Below are 22,681 nucleotides of genomic sequence, written 5' to 3'. Positions count from 1 at the left end.
CATCGCGGGTGAACCCGCTCCCACAGGTTGGCTATTCACCTCAGATTCTGCGCGGCTCCAGGCCCCTGTCAGCGCCAGCGCGAAAGGACGTCGGGCAGCTGCGAAAGGCGCTGGATCTCGGCATCCGGTGCCTGCTCACCCGTCCACGCCTTGCCCTGGGGGTTGAACCAGACGGCCCGTAGCCCGGCGCGCTGGGCGCCTGCGATGTCATCGCCGGGGTGGTCGCCGATGTGAACGGCGGCGCTGGCGTCCGCCTCGCCGCGGCGCAGGGCTTCCAGGAACGGTGCCGGGTCCGGCTTGCCGATGCCGAGGTCTTCGGCGCACAGGGCAAAGCGAAAGTAGTCCGCCAGCCCCAGCCGGCTCACATCGGCATTGCCGTTGGTGACCACGCCCAGGGTGTAGTGATGGCGCAAGATCTCCAGTACCGGCTGCACCTCGGGGAAGATCTCCACCTGGTGGCGAGCGTGCAGGAACACTTCAAAGCCTTCGTTGGCAAGCGACTGCGCTTGCTTTTCGCTGTAGCCGACCTCTTCCAGGGCATGGAACAGCACCCGTCGGCGCAGGGCGCTGATGCGGTGCTTGAGGCCGGGCTCGGCCTGCACCAGGCGCTCGCGGATGGCGAACAGGTGCTCCACCGGCACGCCGCCCAGGATCGGGGCGTTGGCTTCGAGCCAGTCGCGCAGCACGACTTCGGCGCTGGCGATGACCGGCGCGGTGTCCCACAGGGTGTCGTCGAGGTCGAATGTGATCAGCTTGATGCTCATGAGTCTGTGCCTTTGCTGCGTTTGGCCCGAGGGTGGGCGCTGTCGTACACCGCGGCCAGGTGCTGGAAGTCCAGGTGGGTGTAGATCTGCGTGGTACTGATGTCGGCATGGCCGAGCATCTCTTGCACCGCCCGCAGGTCCTGGGACGATTCCAGCACATGGCTGGCGAAGGAATGGCGAAGCATGTGCGGGTGCAGGTGCTGGCCCAGCTCGCGCTCACCCGCCTTCTTCACCCGTTGCTGCACAGCCCGTGGCGTGATGCGGTTGCCCTGGCGGGTGATGAACACTGCGCGGTCACGCGGGTTGCCGATGCCGCGCAGGCGGTACCAGGCCTGCAGCGCCTCGCGGGCCTTGCGGCCAACCGGCAGGACGCGGGACTTGCCACCCTTGCCCAGCACCTGCACCAGGCCGGCGGCGAGGTCGATGTGATCGAGGTCGAGGTTGGTCAGCTCGGACAGGCGCAGGCCGGACGAATAAAAGAGCTCAAGAATGGCCTGGTCACGGCGGGCGATGAAGTCGTCGTCGACGCCGCCATCAAGCAGCTGCAGGGCGCGGTCGGTGTCCAGCACCTTGGGCAACCGGCGCTCACCCTTGGGCGCGCTCAGGCCGGTGGCCGGGTCGTGGTGGCACAGGCCTTCGCGGTTGAGGTAGCGGTACAGGCCGCGCACCGCCGACAGCAACCGGGCCAGGCTGCGTGAAGACTGACCGTGGTGGTGCAGGCGGGCGATCAGCTGGCGCAGTTGCTGGATCTGCAGCGCCTGCCAACCGGCAATGCCGTGTTCCTTGCAGTAGCCGATGACCTTGTCCAGATCGCGCCGGTAGCCCACCAACGTATGCTCCGACACCTGGCGCTCGTTGCGCAGGTGTGCGCAATAAGCCTCCAGCTGGCGTTCCATCAGCGTACCGAGCGCAGGGTCTGGGTAACGCGCGGTACAACGCGGCCGAGCACTTCGGCGATGTAGCCGAGGAACAGGGTGCCGACGCTGCTCTTGTAGTGTTGCGGGTCGCGGCTGCCGATCGCCAGCACCCCGTGCAGCCCCTGGTATTCGAGGGTGGCCACGGCGCTGGAACCCACCTCCCGGCGCTGTTCTTCACCGAACAGGAACGCCAGCTCGTGTTCACGCAGGTTGCCACTGACCGTCTTGCCGCCGCCCAGCAGGGCACCGATGGCCTGTTGCGCCTCGGCGTTGCTGACCCAGCGCCCGACCGGCGCAACGTTGTCGCCGAACAGGATGAGGCTGACGAAGGGCACCTGGAATTCCTGGCGCAGGCTGTCTTCGACCGCCATCACAACTTCTTCCAGGGTACCGGCGTCGAGCAGGTCGAGGATCAGCCGTCGGGTCTTGTCGAACAGCCGGTCGTTGTCGCGGGCCACGTCCATCAGTTGCGACAGGCGATGGCGCATCTCGATGTTGCGGTCACGCAGCAGCTTGAGCTGGCGTTCCACCAGGGACACGCTGTCGCCACGCTGGTGCGGGATGTGCTGTTCGATCAGCAGCTCGTCGTGCTCGGCGAAGAAGGTGGGGTGGGCGCGCAGGTAGGCGACCACCGCTTCGGCATCGAGCTCGGCGGACTGCTGGGGTACAACCTTGGGCTGATCGGTCATGGCGGTTACTCGCTTAGAGACGAACCTGTCCTTCGTAGACGCGCACGGCAGGGCCGGTCATCAACACGGGCTTGCCGGGGCCGGCCCATTCGATGTGCAGGCGGCCACCGGGCAAGTCGAGGGACACCGGGGAATCCATCCAGCCTTGGCTGATCGCTGCCACGGCCGCGGCGCAAGCGCCGGTGCCGCAGGCCTGGGTTTCGCCCGCGCCGCGTTCCCACACGCGCAGGTTGGCGCGGTGGCGGTCGATGACCTGGAGGAAGCCGGCATTCACCCGCTGCGGGAAGCGTGGGTGGTTTTCGATCTTCGGGCCCAGCTCATGCACGGGGGCAGTATGCACGTCGTCGACGCGCAGCACGGCATGCGGGTTCCCCATGGACACGGCGGCAATCGAATGCAGCTGGCCGTCGACTTCCAGTGGGTAGTTCAGCGCCTGCTCGTCAGCGACAAAGGGGATTTCGGCAGGAATGAACCGCGGTGGGCCCATGTCGACACTCACCTGGCCGTCGTTCTGCACGTCCAGCACGATGATGCCGCTTTTGGTTTCCACGCGGATACGCTTTTTCGCGGTCAGGCGCTTGTCCAGCACGAAACGGGCGAAGCAGCGCGCACCGTTGCCGCACTGCTCCACTTCGGAGCCGTCGGCGTTGAAGATGCGGTAGCGGAAGTCCACTTCCGGGTTGTTCGGCGCCTCGACGATCAGCAACTGGTCGAAGCCGATGCCGGTATGGCGGTCACCCCATTGCTTGGCGTGCTTTGGCTGGATATGCGCGTGCTGGCTGACCAGGTCGAGGACCATGAAGTCGTTGCCCAGGCCGTGCATCTTGGTAAAACGCAGCAGCATGGGCTTACTCCGGCAGCAGGCTTTCGCCAGCGTACAGTTCGGCGATGGTCTCGCGGCGGCGTACTTCGAACGCCTGGTCGCCGTCGACCAGGATTTCAGCGCAACGGCCACGGGTGTTGTAGTTGGAGCTCATGACAAAACCATAGGCGCCCGCGGACTGCACGGCCAGCAGGTCGCCTTCGGCCAGGTTCAACATGCGGTCCTTGCCGAGGAAGTCGCCGGTCTCGCAGATCGGGCCGACCAGGTCGTAGGCACGGCCTTCGCCTTCGCGTGGGATGACCGCGCTGACACCCATCCAGGCCTGGTAAAGGGCCGGGCGAATCAGGTCGTTCATTGCCGCATCGATGATGGCGAAGTCCTTGTGTTCGGTGTGCTTGAGGTATTCCACGCGGGTGAGCAGCACGCCGGCGTTGGCCACGATGTAGCGGCCCGGCTCGAACACCAGGGCCAGGTCGCGCTTGCCTACGCGTTCGCGAATAGCCTTGATGTAGTCGGCCACCAGCGGTGGCTCTTCGTCGCGGTAGCGCACGCCAACGCCGCCACCCAGGTCCAGGTGGCGCAGGTGGATGCCGCAGTCGGCGAGGCGATCGACCAGGTCCAGCAGGCGGTCGAGGGCATCGAGGAACGGTTCCACGGTGGTCAGCTGCGAGCCGATGTGGCAGTCGACGCCGACCACTTCCAGGTTCGGAAGCTGCGCAGCACGCACGTAGATGGCCTCGGCGTCGGCGATGGCGATGCCGAACTTGTTTTCTTTAAGGCCGGTGGAAATGTACGGGTGGGTTCCTGCGTCAACGTCCGGGTTGACCCGCAGCGACACCGGGGCAACCTTGCCCATCTCGGCCGCCACGACTTGCAGGCGCTCCAGCTCGTCGGTGGACTCGACGTTGAAGCAGTGCACACCCACTTCCAGGGCGCGGCGCATGTCTTCGCGGGTTTTGCCGACGCCGGAGAACACCACGCGGTCGGCGCGCCCGCCAGCAGCCAGCACGCGCTCCAGCTCACCGCCGGAGACAATGTCGAAACCTGCGCCCAGGCGCGCCAGCACGTTCAGCACGCCAAGGTTGGAGTTGGCCTTGACCGCGAAGCACACCAGGTGCTCGGTGCCTTGCAGGGCGTCGGCGTAGCTGCGGTACTGGGCCTCGATGTGGGCGCGCGAATACACATAGGTGGGGGTGCCGAAACGTTCGGCGACGGCCGACAGGGCCACCCCTTCCGCGAACAGCTGACCGTCGCGGTAGTTGAAAGCGTTCATCTGGTTTCCTTACTGCGCAGGCGACTGCTCGGGCTCGGACTGCAGCTCGGGCTGCTGCGCTGGCGCCGGGGCCGCGGCCGGCTTGGCTTTGGGCTGGTGCTGGTGCGACTTGTGCGCTTTGCCGTTATCGCCGTCTTCAGGCAGGTACAGCGGGCCTTTCTGGCCGCAGGCCGAAACGAGGCAGGCAACAGCGACCAGCGCCGCGAAGGAGGAAATCAGGCGCTTCATGGGTGAAATCCTTAGAAAAATGCAGTATTGCGCCCGAGTATACCGAGCGACCGGCGGCTTGCCTATGCAAGGGCCGGTCCGCCGGGCGGGCGATTCTTGCCGCCTGCAATGGCTAAACTTTGCATTCGGCGCCAAGCGCCCGTATCTTGCCCGGCTTGCCTGTAACGCAGCCAATTTCGAGGTTCCTGCAATGAGTTTGAGTGAAGCGCGTTTCCATGATCTGGTCGACGCGACCCAACAGGCGTTGGAAGACCTGTTCGACGAGAGCGGCTTGGACCTGGACATGGAGAACTCCGCCGGTGTTCTCACCGTCAAGTTCGAAGGTGGCGCCCAGCTGATCTTCAGCCGCCAGGAACCGCTGCGCCAACTGTGGCTGGCCGACCGTTCGGGTGGTTTCCACTTCGACTACGACGAAGAGAGCAAGAAATGGGTGTGCGAGAAGAGCGACGAACTGCTGGGCGAAATGCTCGAACGCATCGTCTGGGAGCGGGCTGGCGAGAAGCTGGACTTCGACGAGATCTGACATGAGCAGCGTCCAGGCCCGGCCACCCAAGCCGCTCTACAGCAACGTCAGCCCCGCCGTGCCATCGCCGTGCATCAGCGTTTGCCGGCTGGACGAGCAGCGGGTGTGCACCGGCTGCCAGCGGCATGTGGAGCACATTCGCGAATGGCGTTCAGCCGATGACGAACGGCGTCGGCAGATCTGCCGCGAGGCCCAGGCCCTGCGCGACCAGGCTAAGGCACACTGCTAGCAGGGGCTTGAGTATTTGCCCGGCTGTGGTAGTGTCGGGTTCTGCGTCGGTGACGCCAAAGCCTTCACAAACCCCGCCCTTGGGCGGGGTTTTGCTTTATCTGCACGACGAAAATCGCCTGTTCAAAGGAGTCTGACTGGATCATGAGCACCAAGCCTTCCCTCATCCTCACCCGATTGGACGTACAGCGTCTGGAGCGTCTTATCGACAGCCTCGACGAGAGTACGGCGGGTGTGCTCGCCCTGCAGGACGAGCTGGACCGCGCCGAGCAGGTGGTCGGTCACGAGGACGTGCCAGCGGGCGTGGTGACCATGAACTCGCGCGTGCACTGCCGTGAGGAAGCCAGCGGCAAGGACTACCACCTGACGTTGGTCTATCCGAAGGACGCAGGGCCGGAAGGCAATGTCTCGGTCCTGGCACCGATCGGTTGCGCTTTGCTGGGGCTGTCGGTGGGCGAGCAGATCGACTGGCCGGCACCGGGTGGCAAGACCCTCAAGCTGAAGCTGCTGGAAGTGGAATACCAGCCAGAAGCGGCGGGCGATTACGACCTGTAAGGGTCAAGGGGGCCGCACAGCGGCCCTCGGTCATTCCCCCAGCACCTGCTCCAACCCCTCATTCAACGCCTGCTCCAGCACCCGCTTGTAGCTCAGGTACACCTGCGTCGCGCCCAGCCGGTCATCCAGCAGCTCGGACAAATCCAGGTCGGTGATGTAGCACCGGTACTGTCCGGCACCGCGCCGTTGCCCGATGATCTGCCTGGCCACCACTGCATACAGCTGACCACCATGCTCCAGCTCGGAAAATTCTTGCTGGTCGCAGTACAGCGTCACATGCGCCGCACCCGCCACTCCGGCCTGGATGATGGCCTGCACCGCATAGTAAGGCTGGCCGCTGCCTTCGACCGGAGCCTGGCGCGCCTCGATGCTGCGCGCCTTGCCAGCGCCGGAAGGCAACAGTTGCGCGTAGTGGATGTCCAGCGAGGCAGCGCGCTGGGTATCCAGCGGTAGCCGGGCATCACGGCGCATCACCACTGACCGCAGGAAGCGTTGCAGTGGCAGCAGCAGGCGGGCTTCGTCATGCAGGGGAAGGCGCTGCTGCCACAGGGCATTGTATTCATCCAGCACATACAACTCGGCCCAGCCACCCTGCAGGCGGTAGAACACCTGGATGCAAGCCGGGCGGCCCTGTTCCAGCACCAGGCGCAAGTCGTGGTCCAGCAGTGCGTTGCTATCCAGGTACAGCGGGCTGTAGGCGCTACGCTCCTCGCCCAGGTGGGCCAGCAGTGCTTCGTGCTCGGCCAGGGTGGCCAGGCCGACATGCCCGGCCAACAGCTCCAGCACATGGGTGTGTTGGGCCACCTGTAGCAGGTAGCGGTGGTTCAAGCCTTGGTCCAGCAGCAGCTGCACCGTGTCGAAAATTTCCTCCACGCGCTGGCCGATGGCCTGCGCGCGGCTCTGGCAAAAACAGCGCACTCGTACCCGTGGCCGGTGGCCGCGCAGCACCGGGCTGTTGAGGAAGTCCCGCAGGCAGCGCACCAGCGCGTGCTCACCGTCGTAGCGCTGGACCAGCACTTCGTTCCAACTGTTCAGGGTGACCTGGTCCAGGGTCAGCACCAGGTTTTCGCGCACGCCTGCGTAGCTCAACGAATCGGTACGCTCGGTGGTCATCAGGATGTTCAGGTCGCGGTGATGGCGCAGCGGGTCGATGGCGACATTGACCAGCAACAGCACCTCGTCGGCAACGCTGGGCTGCAGCAGGCGCACTTCGCTGACGATTGGCAAGGGCAGGGGAATGCTTTGCTGCAGGCAACCCATCAGGTTGAACAGCTCGAACTCGCTGAGGTCGCTGACGCCCGGGTGCAGCGCCAGGCGCGTGCTGCTGTCGATCACGCCGTTGCGGTGGGCCCAGGCCAGCAGTTCAAGCAGCTCGCGGCAGCGTTTGATCGGGCTGAAGTGCTCCACCTCGTGGGTACTCAGGTTGCCGCTGTACAGCTCCCAGTGGTAGCTGCCTGGCTCCTTGCGGTTGGGCGCCTGGACCAGGGTCAGGGTGCCTTCGGCCAGGTCCGGGGCGATGCCGGGGTTGATTACCTCGACCTTGCCGGCGCGGCGCTCGAAGGCCGCATACAGGCGCCGGCCCAGCACATTGAGGTCGCGCTGGTCGGCGCGGCTGCTGGCGTTCTGGGTGCTGGCAAACTGGCTGAGGAAGCGGTAGCTATGGTTCAGCTCGGCCACCAGTTCGCGGCGCTCGACAGCGACTTGCTGCACTTTCCATTGGCTGCGGCTGTCCAGCAGGGCCAGCTGACGCTCGTCCCAGCCCCACTCGTCTGCCAGGCGCTGCAACAGCCGGCGCTGCCAGCCATTGGCGCGGCCCTGGTCGCTGAGCTTCTTGTTCACCTTCAGGTACAGGCTGCGCCTTACCAGCTCCAGGCGCGCGGGCTCGCCACGTTGCAGCAGGTAACGTTCGATGCGTCGGTACACCATCACATACGGGTCCAGCTCGTCGAGGTCGAGCTGGTTGGCGAACACCGCCTGCTTGTAGTCCAGGCTCAGGCAGCGCACGGTGGGGTGTTCGCTGGCGTAGGCCTCGGTCAGCAGCAGCTTGAGTAGCGACTTGTAGGGCGAATCGATGCCCTTGAACAGTTGCCACAGGCCGGCACCGACGAACTCGCCGGGCGGAACGTGCGCCAGGTTGCCCAGGTCGAGGGCGTCCTGGCTGTGGATGAAGCGCTTGGTCAGCAGGGTCTGGGTGTAGGCGTGGTAATTGTGTTCCTGGTAGATGGGTACCAGCCACCACAGCGGTGTACGCCCTGCCAGCCATAGGGTAGTGCGATAGAACTCGTCCAGCAGCAGGTAGTGTTGGGTGGTGCCGCAGTCGTCGGAGCCCAGCTGGCCATCGCGTTGGCCCTGGGCAAAGCCTTGCGTGTCGATCAGGAAGAAATGCGCCTCGGCGCCCAGGCTTGCCGCCCAATCCTCCAGCAATTGGCACTTGCGGCGCAGTTCTCCCAGCAAGTGCTCGGGCAAGCCGGGCGCATGGCACACCCACAGGTCCATGTCGCTGTGCTCGGCCTGGGCCAGCGAGCCCAGGCTGCCCATCAGGTACAGGCCATGGATCGGGCGTGGCGGGTTGCCATGGCGGGCCTTGTAGGTGAACGAGCGGGCCAGGCGCTGGGCCTCGACCACCAGTTCGGCACCTGGCTCGTAGCCTGATACGCCCGCAGGCGTGCTGCCCGAGACGTAGCCGGGCAACAAGGGGTGGTTCACATGAAACAACAGTGGCAACAGTGTCAGTACCTGTTGCTGGCGTGTCGACAGGCCTTCCATTGCCCGCTGCAGGCGCCCCTGGTTGAGCTGCAGGAAGCGCGCACGCAATGTCGCCAGGACCTTGCGATCAATGCCTTCATTCAGGTCAGGGCGGATTTCGTGAGGGTGGTTCATTGTGCGCTCAGGCAGGCCAGTAAAGCTGTGGCGAGTTTAGCCTGAGTGGCGGGGACGGATAAGCGGTAATTGGTTTTTTGGCGCCATTTTCCCAGCGCCCGCCTGCTCCAGCTTTCGCTGCGCTTCAGGCATGATGGGCGCATTGAGTTCATGTAGAGAATTTCCGATGCGTGTATGGATCGATGCCGACGCCTGCCCCAAGGCGGCCAAGGATCTGATCGTCAAATTCGCCCTCAAGCGCAAGTTTGAGGTGGTGATGGTGGCAGGGCAGGCCGTGGCCAAGCCGGCGTTCGCGATCGTGCGCCTGATCGTGGTACCCAGCGGTATGGACGCAGCTGACGACTACCTGGTCGAACACGCCGTGCCCGGTGAGTTGGTGATCTGCAGTGATGTGCCGCTGGCTGACCGCCTGGTTAAAAAGGGCGTGACCGTGCTGGACCCGCGCGGGCGTGAGTTCGACGAGCGCAACATGGGCGACCGCCTGGCGGCGCGCAACCTGTTCACCGAGTTGCGTGAGCAGGGCCAGGTGGGGGGAGGGCAGGCGGCTTATGGTGAACGTGAAAAGCAGGCGTTCGCCAATGCGCTGGACCGGATCATTGCCCGGCTGAGTAAAACCTGATGCGGGGCTGCTTTGCAGCCCCAAAGGCTTACTGGTCACCCTCGTGCGTGAGTTCCAGGATTCGGTCCACCAGCTTGTAGATCCCGCCCGCCGCTTCGCTGATCGACTTGGCCTCCATGTAAGCCGGGGTAGTCACCAGCTTGCGCTGGGTGTCTTCGACAATGTCGTGCACATCGCACTCTTCATGGGTGCCGCCCATCTTCTCGACAGCCGCCGCAGTGCCGGCGTCGCTACCGATGGTGCAGACCACGCCCGGCCCGTAGATCTTTGCGGCCAGTGCCGGCGAAATGCAGATCAGGCCAACCGGCTTGCAGGCGTCGGCAAAGGCTTCGGCCAGGGCCAGCACGTCCGGGTTGACGCTGCAGTTGGCGCCTTCCACGGCGAAGTTGGACAGGTTTTTCGCCGCCCCGAAACCGCCTGGCACGATCAGCGCATCGAAGTCTTCAGCCTTGGCTTCGCGGATGTCCTTGACCTCGCCGCGGGCAATGCGCGCCGACTCCACCAGCACATTGCGCGACTCGGGCATTTCTTCGCCGGTCAGATGGTTGATGACATGCATCTGCGTAATGTTCGGCGCGAAGCACTGCACCTGCGCACCGCGCTGGTCGAGGCGCAGCAGGGTGATCACGCTTTCGTGGATTTCGGCGCCGTCATACACGCCACAGCCGGAAAGAATCACCGCTACTTTTTTTGTCATGCTCATTACTCCAGTGTCGAGGCGCTAAATGTCCTCTAGTTTGGCAGATGTCGCCATAGGGGTTGCCGCAGGTGCGGCCTAATCTTGATGGATACCGCCTGAGGCCGTACCCATGGACCTGATATTGCTGGCCGTGCCGTTCTTCTTCGTGCTCATCGCCCTGGAGCTGGTGGCCGACCGTGTGCGTGGCCAGCGCAACTTTACCCTGGCCGATTCGATCAACAGCCTGAGTACCGGCGTGCTGTCGACCAGCACCGGGTTGCTGACCAAAGGCGCAGGGCTGGTGACCTATGCCCTGGCGTTCGAGCACCTGGCACTTTTGCGCCTGCCGCCCGAAGCCTGGTGGGTATGGCTGCTGGCCTTTGTCCTGTACGACTTCTGCTACTACTGGCTGCACCGACTGGGCCATGAACGCAACGTGCTGTGGGCCGCGCATTCGGTGCATCACCAAAGCGAGGAATACAACCTCACCACCGCGTTGCGCCAGACCAGTAGCGGGTTCATCTTCTCGTGGATCTTCTACCTGCCGCTGGCATTGCTGGGCGTGCCGCCACTGGTGTTCATCACCGTGGCATCGCTCAACCTGCTGTACCAGTTCTGGGTGCATACCCGGCACATTCCCAAGCTTGGCTGGCTTGAGTGGGTGTTGATCACACCATCCAACCATCGCGTCCACCATGCGCAAAACCCTGTTTACTTGGATCGCAACTACGGCGGTGTGTTCATTCTCTGGGACCGTCTGTTCGGCACCTTCAAAGAGGAGGACCCGGCCGAGCCTGTGGTGTTCGGGGTAACCACGCCGCTGGCCAGCTGGAACCCTCTGTGGGCCAACCTGCAGTTCTATGCCCAGCTCTGGCATGACGCCCGGCGCACTGCCAGCCTGTGGGACAAGCTGCGCATCTGGTTCATGCCCACTGGCTGGCGCCCGGCCGATGTGGCCGCACGTTACCCACAGGCCAAGCAGGACCTGACGCTTTTTCGCAAGTTCGAGGTTGCCCTGGGCCGCCCGCAACAAGCCTACGTGGCGACGCAGTTCGTGGTTTATGTGGCCTTGGGCAGCTACCTGATGGACGTAGCCGAACGCCTGCCGGCCGCCGCGCTGGTGCTCGGCTGGTCGCTCATGGCGTTTGGTCTGTTCGTGCTGGGCGGGTTGCTGGAGAACCGGCCCTGGGCTGCACGCCTGGAACTGGCGCGGCTTGTGGTGAATGCGCCGGCGCTGTACCTGGCCGGCGCACTGGGCCTAGCGGTGGTCGCGCCGCTGGCCTGGTTCCTGCTCGTGGTCTATAGCCTTCTCAGCCTGTGGGGCCTGGGCCTGGTCCGCCGCCTTGCGCTCCGCGCGCAAGGCGCGGAAACGCCGGCGCAGCCACAACAGGACGCCCAGCCCCACCAGGCCTCCAAGTACCCATAGCTCGTAACGCTTCACGTTGCCCAGCAGGCCTTCGAGAATGGCGCCGAAGTGGTACGCAGCCGCGCCCAGGGCTATTGCCCAGATGGCCGCGCCAAGGCCGTTGAGCAGCAGGTAGCGGCGCGGCGGGTAGCCCGACAGGCCAATGGCCACCGGCATGACCGTACGCAGGCCATAAACGAAGCGGAAGCTCAGCACCCAGATGTCGGGGTGGCGGCGGATGTGGTCCAGCGCCCGGTCACCCATCGCTTGCCAGCGTGGTTTGCGCGCCAGGATCCTGCGCCCGTGGCGGCGGCCCATGAAGTACCACAGCTGGTCGCCGGCATAGCTGCCGAAAAACGCCACCAGGCACACCAGCTTGATGTCCATGTACCCACGGAATGCAAGGAAACCCGCAAGCACCAGGATGGTCTCGCCTTCGAAGAAGGTGCCTAGAAAAAGGGCAAAGTAGCCGAAATCCTGCAGGAATTGTTGAAGCATTTTCTGAGGTGCTGGCGAAATGAACGCGCAGCCTACCCCTTCGCGCGCATTCGTGAAAGTGTCCAAATGTGTCTCGACGTGAACAATTCCTACACAGACAATGCCAGAGGCCATGCGCCATGGCTTGCCCTGGTGTGTAACACAGGCGTCATAATGGGCGCTTATCTTGCCGCTCAATTGATGATAGGGCGTTAACGTCCTCAGGAACGCCAGATGAATAATGAAGTGCTCACCCCTGTCGCGATCAAGGATGCCCAGGAGCTCCCGGAAGAGTTGGTGCAGACCCCGCCAGACCTGCCGCCGGCGCCCGAACCGGAGCCTGTAGAGGAACAGGTCGCCGAGCCTGTGGCCGCGGCGCCCGCGCCCGCGCCGGCCCCGGCAATCACCGTCCCCGGCCTGGACGACAGCAGCCTGTACATTCATCGCGAACTCTCGCAGCTGCAGTTCAACATCCGCGTGCTGGAACAGGCCCTGGACGAGAACTACCCACTGCTCGAACGCCTCAAGTTCCTGTTGATCTTCTCCAGCAACCTCGACGAGTTCTTCGAGATCCGCGTCGCCGGCCTGAAGAAGCAGATCAACTTCGCCCGTGAACAGGCCGGTGCCGACGGCCTGCAGCCGCACCAGGCGCTGGCGCGTATCAGTGAGCTGGTGCACATCGAGGTAGAGCGCCAGTACGCGATCCTCAACGACGTGCTGCTGCCGGAGCTGGAAAAGCACCAGATCCGCTTTATCCGCCGCCGTTACTGGACGCCCAAGCTCAAGACCTGGGTGCGCCGCTATTTCCGCGACGAAATCGCCCCGATCATCACACCGATCGGCCTCGATCCGACCCACCCGTTCCCGCTGCTGGTGAACAAGAGCCTCAACTTCATCGTCGAGCTGGAGGGGGTCGATGCCTTCGGCCGCGACTCGGGCCTGGCGATCATCCCGGCCCCGCGCCTGCTGCCCCGGGTTATCCGCGTGCCTGAAGAGGTGGGCGGCCCAGGTGCCAACTACGTGTTCCTGTCGTCGATGATCCACGCGCACGCCGACGACCTGTTCCAGGGCATGAAGGTGAAGGGCTGCTACCAGTTCCGCCTTACCCGTAACGCCGACCTGGCGCTGGACTCCGAAGAAGTCGACGACCTGGCCCGCGCCCTGCGCGGCGAGCTGTTCTCGCGCCGTTACGGCGACGCCGTGCGCCTGGAGGTGGCCGACACCTGCCCGAAACACCTGTCGGACTACCTGCTCAAGCAGTTCAGCCTCAGCGAAAGCGAGCTGTACCAGGTCAATGGCCCGGTCAACCTCACCCGCCTGTTCAGCATTACCGGCCTGGACAGCCACCCGGAGCTTCAGTACACGCCGTTCACCCCGGCGATCCCCAAGCTGCTGGTGAACGCCGACAACATTTTCAGCGTGATCAGCAAGCAGGACATACTGCTGATGCACCCCTTCGAGTCCTTTACCCCGGTGGTCGACCTGCTGCGCCAGGCCGCCAAGGACCCGCACGTGCTCGCCGTGCGCCAGACCCTGTACCGGTCCGGGGCCAACTCGGAAATTGTCGATGCCCTGGTGGACGCTGCGCGTAACGGCAAGGAGGTCACCGCGGTGATCGAACTGCGCGCGCGCTTCGACGAAGAGTCCAACCTGCAGATGGCCAGCCGCCTGCAAGCGGCCGGTGCGGTGGTGATCTACGGCGTGGTCGGTTTCAAGACCCACGCCAAGATGATGTTGATCCTGCGTCGCGAGCAGGGCGAGATCGTGCGTTATGCGCACCTGGGCACCGGTAACTACCACGCCGGCAATGCCCGCCTGTACACCGACTACAGCCTGCTGACCTCAGACGACGCCCTCACCGAGGACGTCGGCAAGCTGTTCAGCCAGCTCATCGGCATGGGCAAGACGCTGCGCATGAAAAAGCTGCTGCACGCGCCGTTCACCCTGAAGAAGGGCATGCTCGACATGATTGCGCGCGAAACCCAGTTTGCCCTCGAAGGCAAGCCGGCGCACATCATTGCCAAGTTCAACTCGCTGACCGACGCCAAGGTCATCAAGGCGCTGTACAAGGCCAGCCAGTCGGGTGTGAAGATCGACTTGGTGGTGCGTGGCATGTGCTGCCTGCGCCCAGGCATTCCGGGGGTTTCACACAATATCCAGGTGCGCTCGATCATCGGCCGCTTCCTTGAGCACACGCGGGTGTTCTACTTCCTCAATGGCGGCGAAGAGCAGATCTACCTGTCCAGTGCCGACTGGATGGAGCGCAACCTCGACAAGCGCGTCGAGACCTGCTTCCCGGTGGAAGGCAAGAAGCTGTTGCTGCGGGTGAAGAAGGAGCTGGAAGGCTACCTGACCGACAACACCCACGCCTGGACCTTGCAGCCAGACGGGCGCTACGTGCGCATCACCCCGACCGGCAACCAGAACCCGCGCAGTGCCCAGGCGACCCTGCTGGAGCGCCTGAGCAACCCGGTCCTCAACGTACGCTGAGTACGAAGCCGACCCGGGCCAGCCACTCCGCCTCGTTGGCGAAGTCGGCCTGGGTCAGCTGGTTCTGTTCCAGCCAGCCTTCAGGGAAGGCCACATCCAGGCTTGCATCGCCAGCGTTGAGCACCACCTTCGGCATCTGCTGGTTACCACGGATGTGGTGAAACAGAATGGCGAAGCGCAGCAGCACGCACAGGCGCAGCAGCTTGATGCCTTCGTCACCCAGCTCGGCGAACTTGTCCTTGGGGATGTTGCGGCGGTGGCCGCGTACCAGCAAGGCCATCATCTGCTGATCCTCGCGGGAGAAGCCCGAAAGGTCGGAGTGCTCGATCAGGTAGGCGCCGTGCTTGTGGTAGTGATAGTGGGCGATATCGAGGCCTACTTCGTGCACTTTCGCGGCCCAGCCCAGCAGATCGCGCCAATTCCCGTCTTTCAGCCCCCACGCATCAGCCACTTGGTCGAAGGCATGCAGTGCCTTGCGTTCCACGCGCGCAGCCTGGCCCTGGTCCACGTGGTAACGCTCCATCAACGAGTTGAGGGTGCGTTCGCGCACGTCTTCATGGTGGTGGCGGCCGAGCAGGTCGAACAGCACACCTTCGCGCAGGGCGCCGTCACAGTGGTCCATGCGCTGCAGTTCCAGCGCGTCGAAAATCGCTTCGAGAATGGCCATGCCCGCCGGGAAGATCGTGCGGCGGTCCGGCTTGATGCCGTCGAAGTCGATCTTGTCGACTTCCCCCAGCTTGAACAGCTTGCGCTTGACCCAGGCCAGGCCCTCGGCGTTGACCTCACCATTGCCCAGGCCACCGGCCTTGATGGCGGCGCCGATGGCGCGGATGGTGCCGGACGAGCCGATGGCCTCGTCCCAGGTCAGGCGATGCAGGGCATGCTCGATGCTCATCAGTTCCAGGCGCGCGGCCGTGTAGGCCTGGGCGTAGCGGGCCGGGGTGATCTTGCCGTCGCGGAAGTAGCGCTGGGTGAAGCTGACGCAGCCCATCTGCAGGCTTTCGCGCAGCAGCGGCTCGAAGCGCTGGCCGATGATGAACTCGGTACTGCCGCCGCCGATGTCCGCCACCAAGCGCTTGCCGGGGGTGTCGGCCAGGGTGTGCGACACACCCAGGTAGATCAGGCGCGCCTCTTCACGGCCGGAGATGACCTCCACCGGGTGGCCGAGGATGGCTTCGGCGCGCTGGATGAATTCGTTACGGTTGCGCGCTTCGCGCAAGGCGTTGGTACCGACGATACGCACGGAGCCTGCGGGCATGCCGTTGATCAGCTGCGAAAAGCGCTTGAGGCAATCCAGGCCTCGTTCCATTGCCTCTTCACTGAGTTTGCGTTCTTCGTCGATGCCGGCGGCAAGCTGAACCTTCTCGCCGAGCCGCTCGAGAATGCGGATTTCGGTATGGTGGGCCTTGGCCACGACCATGTGAAAACTGTTGGAGCCAAGGTCGATGGCGGCGATCAGGGACAGGTTCTTCGCGATGGTATGCGGCATGATCTGGTTGTTCTCGGTCGTTAACCCGGCAATCGTGCCACGATAGCAGGCTGACGCCAACGCGTGACACGCAGCCGATATGCTCGCCTTGATGCAAGGCAATGTGCCATTCGATTCTATGACGGCTGTATGACAGTTTCGATTCGCGGCGTCTTGCACAACTATAGTTACAGTCAATCGTCCGTGGCTTCCTGTCGGCGGCGGGGGCGGCTATGATGGGCAACGTTTTTTATTGCTTACGACCTTGGAGATTTCCATGAGCGACAAAATCAAACACGTCACCGACGCCAGCTTCGAAGCCGACGTACTGCAGGCTCAAGGCCCGGTGCTGGTCGACTACTGGGCTGAATGGTGCGGCCCATGCAAGATGATCGCTCCGGTTCTGGACGATATCGCTGCTACCTACGAGGGCAAGCTGACCGTCGCCAAGCTGAATATCGACGAGAACCAGGAAACCCCGGCCAAGCACGGCGTGCGTGGTATCCCGACGCTGATGCTGTTCAAGAACGGTAACGTCGAAGCCACCAAGGTTGGCGCGCTTTCCAAGTCGCAGCTGGCCGCGTTCCTCGACGCCCACCTGTGATGTGAAAAAAGCCCCGCAAATGCGGGGTTTTTCTTTTCCAGAGCACTAGACGCAGAAAAAAGCAAGTGTTACATTCGGCCTCGCACTGCTTTTCCAGTGCCCTCTACATGCCGTCGCCGAAGCATCCCTAATTCGAATCAGTACGCGATCCTGTCGCCATCTAGCGGCGCGGCCTCATTAAGCCAGAAGCTTAATTCTCCCTTCTTACATGATTACGTCACTCCCCTTATGAACCTGACTGAACTCAAGCAAAAGCCGATTACCGATCTTTTGGAAATGGCCGAACAGATGGGCATCGAGAACATGGCCCGTTCGCGCAAACAGGACGTGATCTTCGCCCTGCTGAAGAAGCACGCGAAGAGCGGCGAAGAGATTTCGGGTGACGGCGTGCTGGAGATTCTCCAGGATGGTTTCGGTTTCCTGCGCTCGGCTGATGCGTCCTACCTGGCCGGCCCGGACGATATCTACGTCTCGCCCAGCCAGATCCGCCGTTTCAACCTGCGTACCGGCGACACCATCGTCGGCAAGATCCGCCCGCCGAAGGAAGGGGAGCGTTACTTCGCTCTGCTGAAGGTTGATACCATCAACTTCGACCGTCCGGAAAACGCGAAGAACAAGATCCTGTTCGAAAACCTGACGCCGCTGTTCCCGAACAAGCGCCTGAAGATGGAAGCCGGCAACGGCTCCACCGAAGACCTGACCGGTCGCGTCATCGACCTGTGCGCCCCGATCGGCAAAGGCCAGCGTGGCCTGATCGTCGCCCCGCCAAAAGCGGGCAAGACCATCATGCTTCAGAACATCGCGGCCAACATCACCCGTAACAATCCCGAGTGCCACTTGATCGTGCTGCTGATCGACGAGCGCCCGGAAGAAGTGACCGAAATGCAGCGCACCGTGCGCGGCGAAGTGGTTGCTTCCACCTTCGACGAGCCGCCAACCCGCCACGTGCAGGTTGCCGAAATGGTGATCGAGAAGGCCAAGCGCCTGGTCGAGCACAAGAAGGACGTGGTCATCCTGCTGGACTCCATCACCCGTCTGGCGCGTGCCTACAACACCGTGATCCCGAGCTCGGGCAAGGTGCTGACCGGTGGTGTCGACGCCCACGCCCTGGAGAAGCCGAAGCGCTTCTTTGGCGCCGCGCGTAACATCGAGGAAGGCGGTTCGCTGACCATCATCGCCACCGCGCTGGTCGAAACCGGCTCGAAGATGGACGAAGTGATCTACGAAGAGTTCAAGGGCACCGGCAACATGGAGCTGCCGCTGGACCGCCGCATCGCCGAGAAGCGCGTGTTCCCGGCCATCAACATCAACCGTTCCGGTACCCGCCGCGAAGAGCTGCTGACTGCCGACGACGAACTGCAGCGCATGTGGATTTTGCGCAAGCTGCTGCACCCGATGGACGAAATCGCTGCCATCGAGTTCCTGGTCGACAAGCTCAAGCAGACCAAGACCAACGACGAGTTCTTCTTGTCGATGAAGCGCAAGTAAGCTTCGCCAGCAGGAATCGATTGGGGCTGCTTCGCAGCCCATCGCGGCACAAGGCCGCTCCTACAGGATTACGCACTACCTGTAGGAGCGGCCTTGTGCCGCGATGGGGCGCGAAGTGGCCCCAAGTCATTTTTGGCCATTAGGTGCCGAACGGCGCTACACTCTGCACCCCGACCGATACGGCCAACACGAGGCTCATGCATGCAGTATCGCGACTTGCGCGACTTCATCCGTGGCCTGGAACAGCGCGGCGAGCTCAAGCGCATCCAGGTTCCGATCTCCCCAGTCCTGGAAATGACCGAGGTCTGCGACCGCACCCTGCGTGCCAAAGGTCCTGCGCTGCTGTTCGAAAAGCCCACCGGCTTCGATATTCCGGTGCTTGGTAACCTGTTCGGCACGCCAGAGCGCGTGGCCATGGGCATGGGCGCCGAGTCGGTCGAAGAACTGCGCGAAATCGGCAAGCTGCTGGCCTTCCTCAAGGAGCCCGAGCCACCCAAGGGCCTGAAGGACGCCTGGTCCAAGCTGCCGATCTTCAAGAAGGTCGTGTCGATGGCGCCGAAGGTAGTCAAGGACGCGGTGTGCCAGGAAGTGGTGGTCGAGGGTGACGATGTCGACCTCGGCGCACTGCCGATCCAGCACTGCTGGCCAGGCGACGTGGCGCCGCTGATCACCTGGGGCCTTACCGTCACCCGCGGCCCGAACAAGGACCGCCAGAACCTGGGCATCTACCGCCAGCAGGTCATTGGCCGCAACAAGGTCATCATGCGCTGGCTGAGCCACCGTGGGGGCGCCCTCGACTATCGTGAGTGGTGCGAGAAAAACCCCGGCCAGCCGTTCCCGGTTGCCGTGGCCCTGGGTGCTGACCCGGCGACCATCCTCGGTGCCGTGACCCCGGTGCCGGACACCCTCTCCGAATATGCCTTCGCCGGCCTGCTGCGCGGCAATCGCACCGAGCTGGTCAAGTGCCGTGGCAGCAACCTGCAGGTACCGGCCACTGCCGAAATCATCCTGGAAGGCGTGATCCACCCGGGCGAAATGGCCCCGGAAGGCCCGTATGGCGACCATACCGGCTACTACAACGAAGTGGACAGCTTCCCGGTGTTCACCGTCGAGCGCATCACCCACCGGCAGAAGCCGATCTATCACAGCACCTACACCGGCCGCCCGCCAGATGAACCGGCGATTCTCGGTGTGGCGCTGAACGAAGTGTTCGTGCCGATTTTGCAGAAGCAGTTCCCGGAAATCACCGACTTCTACCTGCCGCCGGAAGGCTGCTCGTACCGCATGGCGGTGGTCACCATGAAAAAGCAGTACCCGGGCCACGCCAAGCGCGTGATGCTGGGTGTGTGGTCGTTTCTGCGACAGTTCATGTACACCAAGTTCGTTATTGTCACCGATGACGATATCAACGCCCGTGACTGGAACGATGTGATCTGGGCCATCACCACGCGCATGGACCCCAAGCGTGATACGGTGATGATCGACAACACGCCGATCGACTACCTGGACTTCGCGTCGCCGGTATCGGGGCTGGGGTCGAAGATGGGCCTGGACGCCACGCACAAGTGGCCGGGCGAGACTACACGCGAATGGGGGCGGGTCATCGTCAAGGACGAAGCCGTCACCCGCCGTATCGATGAGCTGTGGGATCAGTTGGGAATAGATTGATGCAGGTAACGTTGCAGCCGTCCGGGGCGGTGCTGGCGCTCGAACCCGGGGAACGGATCCTGGATGGAGCGCGGCGGTTGGGCTATGACTGCCCGAATAGCTGCCGCAATGGCAATTGCCATGTCTGCGCCGCGTTGTTGGTCGAAGGGCGGGTACGCCAGGACGGCGAAGTCCGTGACCATGGCGAGCTGTTCACCTGCATTGCCGAGCCGCTGGAGGACTGTGTGTTGCTCTGGGATGGCGTGCTCGCCCTGGGCGAGCTGCCGGTGCGCAAGCTGGCGTGCAGCGTCACTGAATGCGTCGACGTGGGTGGCGACGTCTGGCGGGTGCGCCTGCGTGCGCCAGCCGGCAAGCCACTGCGTTACCACGCCGGGCAGTACCTGATGATCGAGCGCGAAGGCGGCAAGCCGGCCGCGTTTTCGCTGGCCTCCGCACCCCACGCCGGGCGTGAGCTGGAGCTGCACGTGCTGGCGCGTGAGCCCAGTGCATTGCAACTGATCGGGCAGCTCAAGCGTGACGGCCTGGCACGCATCGAAATGCCGTTTGGCGACACCCACCTGGCCGAGCTGCCCGACGGGCCGCTGGTATTGATTGCCGCCGGCACCGGCATGGGCCAGATGCACAGCCTGCTCGAGCATTGCCGAGCCAACGGTTTCAAGTACCCGGTACACCTGTACTGGGGTGTGCGCCGGCCCGAAGACTTCTACCAGATCGAGCATTGGGACGAATGGCAGCGCCTGCCCAACCTGTTCCTGCACCGGGTCGTCAGTGACCTGTGCGGCTGGGAGGGCCGCTGCGGCATGCTGCATGAGGCGGTCTGCGAGGACATCGACGACCTCAATACGGTGCATGTGTATGCCAGCGGTTCACCGAACATGATCTACGCCACCCTCGACGCCCTGGTCGAAGCCGGCATGGATGCACACCGCATGCGTGCGGATGTGTTTGCCTACGCGCCACGCGGTTAATAACCGAAGTTGCAACAAGTGGGTATAAGGCGGTAATTGTTACCGCCTTGGCTAATAACTTTAACCGTTGCCGAAACAGTACTTCCCCAGTCGTCGGAACCGCGCATTAAAGTATTGCCACAGGGCTTGAGTATTCCTGCATTTCTAGCCTATGGTTACTGCAAGCGCCCTTGGTACAAGGCTTGGGGCCGCAGTTTGAGCGAATCTCGCTACATCTGTAGTTCACAGGGATAATGGCGGCAGCTTATGTCGGCAATTGAAAGTATGTCTTGGCAAGTTTCATATCCTCCGGCACTCGACTTTGGTCAGCAACATACTCGCGACCAGTTGTTCAACTCCATGAAGACGACCATGTCTCGGCATCAGGGCGGGCCGGTGTGGCTGTTTGCCTATGGTTCGCTGATCTGGCGCCCGGAGTGCAATTCGGTGGAGCGCCAGCGCGCACGGGTACATGGTTATCACCGCGGCTTGTACCTGTGGTCGCACGAACATCGTGGCACCCCGGAAACCCCCGGCCTGGTGTTTGGCCTGGACCGCGGTGGTTCTTGCAGCGGTTTTGCCTACCGGCTGGATGAGAGCAACCTGGACGACTCGCTGATGGCCTTGTGGCAACGCGAGATGCCGTACCCGGCCTATCGGCCGCATTGGCTCAACTGCCGGCTGGGCGATGGCAGCAAGGTACAGGCCTTGGGCTTTGTGCTGGAGCGGCATTTGCCGTGCTACGCGGGCAACCTGCCGGATACCCTGCTCAGCCAGATCCTGGCCAGTGCCAAGGGGCGTTATGGCACCACCCGCGACTATGTCGAGCAGACCTTGAATGCCTTGCGCAGCCACCAGATGCCAGATCGCAACCTGGAGGCGCGGTTCAGGCGTTGCCATAACCTGCGTGAAGTTTGAGTTTTTGGAGCCGCTGTGCGGCCCCAGAATAATCAATGCATCAACACCACCAACTTACCCACAGCCTGCCGCTGCCCCAGCTTCTCGATGGCAGCCCCGGCCTCGGCCAGTGGATAAGTCTGCGACACCAGCGGCTTCAACTTACCTTCGGCATGCCAGGCAAACAGCTGCTTGAAGTTGGCCGCGTTATCCTCGGGCTGGCGCTGTGCAAACGCCCCCCAGAACACCCCCAGCACCGCCGCGCCCTTGAGCAGCACCAGGTTGGCCGCCAGCTGTGGAATGCTGCCGCTGGCAAAACCCACCACCAGCAGCCGGCCATTCCAGGCCAGCCCGCGCACTGCCTGCTCGAACAGCTCGCCCCCCACTGGGTCGTAAATGACGTCCACGCCCTGGCCACCGGTCAGCCGCTTGATTTCTTCGCGCAGGCTGGCCTGGGTGTAGTCGATCAGCTCATCTGCCCCGGCCGCCTTGGCCACGGCCAGTTTCTCGGCACTGCTGGCTGCCGCGATCACCCGCGCGCCCATGGCCTTGCCGATTTCCACCGCCGCCAGACCGACCCCACCGGATGCGCCCAGTACCAGCAGCGTCTCGCCTGCTTGCAGTTGGCCGCGCTGGCGCAGGGCGTGCATCGAGGTGCCATAGGTCATGCCGAAGGCGGCAGCGGTGGTGAAGTCCATGCTGGCCGGGATCGGCAGTACGTTGTAGAAAGGCACCGCCACCTGCTCGGCGAAAGCACCCCAGCCGGTGAGCGCCATGACCCGGTCGCCGACCTTCAGCGCGCCGGCTTTTTCCCCGACCGCGGCCACCACGCCTGCGGCTTCGCCGCCGGGTGAGAACGGCAGCGGTGGCTGGAACTGGTATTTGCCTTCGATGATCAGGGTGTCGGGGAAATTGACACCGGCGGCCTGCACATCCAGCAGGATCTCGTTTTTCCTGGGCTGCGGGCTGGCCACGTCTTCCAGTACCAGATCGCGCGCCGGACCCAGGGTTTTGCACAACACAGCTTTCATCGGGGCTATTCCTTTGCGGGTAGTGGCC

The 22,681-nt window shown here is 63.4% G+C and carries 21 protein-coding genes and 1 pseudogene; 11 read left to right on the top strand and 11 right to left on the bottom strand.

Annotated elements, in window-relative coordinates; translation table 11 throughout:
* Nucleotides 1–68: 68 nt before the first annotated feature.
* From MRBLPB4O_RS26840 to MRBLPB4O_RS26815, 6 genes are read right to left on the bottom strand one after another with little or no spacing between them, the layout of a single operon-like run.
* Complete coding sequence (locus MRBLPB4O_RS26840) at nt 69–764, bottom strand: HAD family hydrolase (RefSeq protein WP_197864492.1); 696 nt, start codon at nt 762–764, stop codon at nt 69–71.
* Entirely contained in the window at nt 761–1,660 is a 900-nt protein-coding gene (gene xerC / locus MRBLPB4O_RS26835; RefSeq protein WP_341797090.1) for a tyrosine recombinase XerC, read from the bottom strand. The genes MRBLPB4O_RS26840 and xerC overlap by 4 nt, the downstream gene beginning before the upstream one ends.
* The gene (locus MRBLPB4O_RS26830; RefSeq protein WP_049273680.1) at nt 1,660–2,370 is read right to left on the bottom strand and encodes a DUF484 family protein; all 711 of its coding nucleotides are present in this window, start codon (nt 2,368–2,370) and stop codon (nt 1,660–1,662) included. Before MRBLPB4O_RS26830 ends, xerC begins: the two co-directional genes overlap by 1 nt.
* 13 nt (nt 2,371–2,383) lie before the next feature.
* Entirely contained in the window at nt 2,384–3,214 is an 831-nt protein-coding gene (gene dapF, locus MRBLPB4O_RS26825; RefSeq protein ID WP_016502188.1) for a diaminopimelate epimerase, read from the bottom strand.
* 4 nt (nt 3,215–3,218) lie between these two features.
* Complete coding sequence (gene lysA, locus MRBLPB4O_RS26820; protein ID WP_341797089.1) at nt 3,219–4,466, bottom strand: diaminopimelate decarboxylase; 1,248 nt, start codon at nt 4,464–4,466, stop codon at nt 3,219–3,221.
* A 9-nt stretch (nt 4,467–4,475) separates the two neighbouring features.
* Entirely contained in the window at nt 4,476–4,694 is a 219-nt protein-coding gene (locus MRBLPB4O_RS26815) for a lipoprotein (protein WP_341797088.1), read from the bottom strand.
* A gap of 190 nt (nt 4,695–4,884) precedes the next feature.
* Between MRBLPB4O_RS26815 and cyaY the strand changes: the two genes are divergently transcribed.
* From cyaY to rnk, 3 genes are all read left to right on the top strand, one after another.
* Nucleotides 4,885–5,217 (top strand): iron donor protein CyaY, encoded by a 333-nt coding sequence (gene cyaY, locus MRBLPB4O_RS26810; RefSeq protein ID WP_341797087.1) that lies wholly within the window; start codon nt 4,885–4,887, stop codon nt 5,215–5,217.
* A 1-nt stretch (nt 5,218) separates the two neighbouring features.
* On the top strand, nt 5,219–5,446 hold the full coding sequence (locus MRBLPB4O_RS26805; RefSeq protein WP_341797086.1) for a DUF1289 domain-containing protein: 228 nt from the start codon (nt 5,219–5,221) through the stop codon (nt 5,444–5,446).
* A 143-nt stretch (nt 5,447–5,589) separates the two neighbouring features.
* Entirely contained in the window at nt 5,590–6,000 is a 411-nt protein-coding gene (gene rnk, locus MRBLPB4O_RS26800) for a nucleoside diphosphate kinase regulator (RefSeq protein WP_341797085.1), read from the top strand.
* A gap of 30 nt (nt 6,001–6,030) precedes the next feature.
* On the opposite strand, the gene MRBLPB4O_RS26795 is transcribed toward rnk, so the two are convergent.
* On the bottom strand, nt 6,031–8,880 hold the full coding sequence (locus MRBLPB4O_RS26795; protein WP_341797084.1) for a class I adenylate cyclase: 2,850 nt from the start codon (nt 8,878–8,880) through the stop codon (nt 6,031–6,033).
* 166 nt (nt 8,881–9,046) lie between these two features.
* Here MRBLPB4O_RS26795 and MRBLPB4O_RS26790 point away from each other — a divergent pair, with 166 nt between their 5' ends.
* Nucleotides 9,047–9,499 carry a YaiI/YqxD family protein gene (locus tag MRBLPB4O_RS26790; protein ID WP_019473824.1) on the top strand — a complete coding sequence of 151 codons (453 nt, stop codon included), beginning with the start codon at nt 9,047–9,049 and terminating at the stop codon, nt 9,497–9,499.
* A 28-nt stretch (nt 9,500–9,527) separates the two neighbouring features.
* Here the strand turns inward: MRBLPB4O_RS26790 and elbB are convergent, their stop codons facing one another.
* The gene (gene elbB, locus MRBLPB4O_RS26785; protein ID WP_341797083.1) at nt 9,528–10,196 is read right to left on the bottom strand and encodes an isoprenoid biosynthesis glyoxalase ElbB; all 669 of its coding nucleotides are present in this window, start codon (nt 10,194–10,196) and stop codon (nt 9,528–9,530) included.
* A gap of 112 nt (nt 10,197–10,308) precedes the next feature.
* On the opposite strand from elbB, the pseudogene MRBLPB4O_RS26780 reads away from it, so the two are divergent.
* Nucleotides 10,309–10,935, top strand: a pseudogene (locus MRBLPB4O_RS26780) (sterol desaturase family protein); the annotation flags it as partial.
* A gap of 501 nt (nt 10,936–11,436) precedes the next feature.
* On the opposite strand, the gene MRBLPB4O_RS26775 reads toward MRBLPB4O_RS26780, so the two are convergent.
* Nucleotides 11,437–12,081 (bottom strand): DedA family protein, encoded by a 645-nt coding sequence (locus MRBLPB4O_RS26775; protein ID WP_341797082.1) that lies wholly within the window; start codon nt 12,079–12,081, stop codon nt 11,437–11,439.
* A 213-nt stretch (nt 12,082–12,294) separates the two neighbouring features.
* Between MRBLPB4O_RS26775 and ppk1 the strand changes: the two genes are divergently transcribed.
* A complete protein-coding gene (gene ppk1, locus MRBLPB4O_RS26770; protein WP_049275804.1) occupies nt 12,295–14,550 on the top strand; it encodes a polyphosphate kinase 1 in 2,256 nt (751 codons plus the stop codon).
* On the opposite strand, the gene ppx is transcribed toward ppk1, so the two are convergent.
* Nucleotides 14,537–16,039: an exopolyphosphatase gene (gene ppx, locus MRBLPB4O_RS26765; RefSeq protein ID WP_341797081.1), complete on the bottom strand. Its 1,503-nt coding sequence runs from the start codon at nt 16,037–16,039 to the stop codon at nt 14,537–14,539. The genes ppk1 and ppx overlap by 14 nt on opposite strands.
* Nucleotides 16,040–16,295: 256 nt before the next feature.
* Between ppx and trxA the strand changes: the two genes are divergently transcribed.
* From trxA to MRBLPB4O_RS26740, 5 genes are all read left to right on the top strand, one after another.
* A complete protein-coding gene (trxA, locus tag MRBLPB4O_RS26760; RefSeq protein WP_012274768.1) occupies nt 16,296–16,622 on the top strand; it encodes a thioredoxin TrxA in 327 nt (108 codons plus the stop codon).
* 228 nt (nt 16,623–16,850) lie between these two features.
* Nucleotides 16,851–18,110 (top strand): transcription termination factor Rho, encoded by a 1,260-nt coding sequence (gene rho / locus MRBLPB4O_RS26755; protein WP_003253661.1) that lies wholly within the window; start codon nt 16,851–16,853, stop codon nt 18,108–18,110.
* Between the two features lie 201 nt (nt 18,111–18,311).
* A complete protein-coding gene (gene ubiD / locus MRBLPB4O_RS26750; protein WP_016502174.1) occupies nt 18,312–19,778 on the top strand; it encodes a 4-hydroxy-3-polyprenylbenzoate decarboxylase in 1,467 nt (488 codons plus the stop codon).
* A complete protein-coding gene (locus MRBLPB4O_RS26745; RefSeq protein ID WP_341797080.1) occupies nt 19,778–20,746 on the top strand; it encodes a CDP-6-deoxy-delta-3,4-glucoseen reductase in 969 nt (322 codons plus the stop codon). Before ubiD ends, MRBLPB4O_RS26745 begins: the two co-directional genes overlap by 1 nt.
* A 246-nt stretch (nt 20,747–20,992) precedes the next feature.
* A complete protein-coding gene (locus MRBLPB4O_RS26740) occupies nt 20,993–21,643 on the top strand; it encodes a gamma-glutamylcyclotransferase (protein WP_341797079.1) in 651 nt (216 codons plus the stop codon).
* Between the two features lie 32 nt (nt 21,644–21,675).
* On the opposite strand, the gene MRBLPB4O_RS26735 is transcribed toward MRBLPB4O_RS26740, so the two are convergent.
* Nucleotides 21,676–22,653 (bottom strand): NADPH:quinone oxidoreductase family protein, encoded by a 978-nt coding sequence (locus tag MRBLPB4O_RS26735; protein WP_063424115.1) that lies wholly within the window; start codon nt 22,651–22,653, stop codon nt 21,676–21,678.
* Nucleotides 22,654–22,681 lie beyond the last annotated feature (28 nt).

The organism is Pseudomonas sp. LPB4.O, assembly GCF_038383825.1.
Lineage (GTDB): Bacteria > Pseudomonadota > Gammaproteobacteria > Pseudomonadales > Pseudomonadaceae > Aquipseudomonas > Aquipseudomonas putida.
The sequence above is the reverse complement of the archived record's forward strand: the minus strand, read 5'-3'. Positions and strand labels throughout refer to the sequence as shown.

Coding starts and splice junctions, on each gene's coding strand:
- MRBLPB4O_RS26840 (WP_197864492.1), bottom strand. CDS start 764: ATGAGCATCAAGCTGATCACATTCGACCTCGACGACACCCTGTGGGAC.
- xerC (WP_341797090.1), bottom strand. CDS start 1,660: ATGGAACGCCAGCTGGAGGCTTATTGCGCACACCTGCGCAACGAGCGC.
- MRBLPB4O_RS26830 (WP_049273680.1), bottom strand. CDS start 2,370: ATGACCGATCAGCCCAAGGTTGTACCCCAGCAGTCCGCCGAGCTCGAT.
- dapF (WP_016502188.1), bottom strand. CDS start 3,214: ATGCTGCTGCGTTTTACCAAGATGCACGGCCTGGGCAACGACTTCATG.
- lysA (WP_341797089.1), bottom strand. CDS start 4,466: ATGAACGCTTTCAACTACCGCGACGGTCAGCTGTTCGCGGAAGGGGTG.
- MRBLPB4O_RS26815 (WP_341797088.1), bottom strand. CDS start 4,694: ATGAAGCGCCTGATTTCCTCCTTCGCGGCGCTGGTCGCTGTTGCCTGC.
- cyaY (WP_341797087.1), top strand. CDS start 4,885: ATGAGTTTGAGTGAAGCGCGTTTCCATGATCTGGTCGACGCGACCCAA.
- MRBLPB4O_RS26805 (WP_341797086.1), top strand. CDS start 5,219: ATGAGCAGCGTCCAGGCCCGGCCACCCAAGCCGCTCTACAGCAACGTC.
- rnk (WP_341797085.1), top strand. CDS start 5,590: ATGAGCACCAAGCCTTCCCTCATCCTCACCCGATTGGACGTACAGCGT.
- MRBLPB4O_RS26795 (WP_341797084.1), bottom strand. CDS start 8,880: ATGAACCACCCTCACGAAATCCGCCCTGACCTGAATGAAGGCATTGAT.
- MRBLPB4O_RS26790 (WP_019473824.1), top strand. CDS start 9,047: ATGCGTGTATGGATCGATGCCGACGCCTGCCCCAAGGCGGCCAAGGAT.
- elbB (WP_341797083.1), bottom strand. CDS start 10,196: ATGACAAAAAAAGTAGCGGTGATTCTTTCCGGCTGTGGCGTGTATGAC.
- MRBLPB4O_RS26775 (WP_341797082.1), bottom strand. CDS start 12,081: ATGCTTCAACAATTCCTGCAGGATTTCGGCTACTTTGCCCTTTTTCTA.
- ppk1 (WP_049275804.1), top strand. CDS start 12,295: ATGAATAATGAAGTGCTCACCCCTGTCGCGATCAAGGATGCCCAGGAG.
- ppx (WP_341797081.1), bottom strand. CDS start 16,039: ATGCCGCATACCATCGCGAAGAACCTGTCCCTGATCGCCGCCATCGAC.
- trxA (WP_012274768.1), top strand. CDS start 16,296: ATGAGCGACAAAATCAAACACGTCACCGACGCCAGCTTCGAAGCCGAC.
- rho (WP_003253661.1), top strand. CDS start 16,851: ATGAACCTGACTGAACTCAAGCAAAAGCCGATTACCGATCTTTTGGAA.
- ubiD (WP_016502174.1), top strand. CDS start 18,312: ATGCAGTATCGCGACTTGCGCGACTTCATCCGTGGCCTGGAACAGCGC.
- MRBLPB4O_RS26745 (WP_341797080.1), top strand. CDS start 19,778: ATGCAGGTAACGTTGCAGCCGTCCGGGGCGGTGCTGGCGCTCGAACCC.
- MRBLPB4O_RS26740 (WP_341797079.1), top strand. CDS start 20,993: ATGTCGGCAATTGAAAGTATGTCTTGGCAAGTTTCATATCCTCCGGCA.
- MRBLPB4O_RS26735 (WP_063424115.1), bottom strand. CDS start 22,653: ATGAAAGCTGTGTTGTGCAAAACCCTGGGTCCGGCGCGCGATCTGGTA.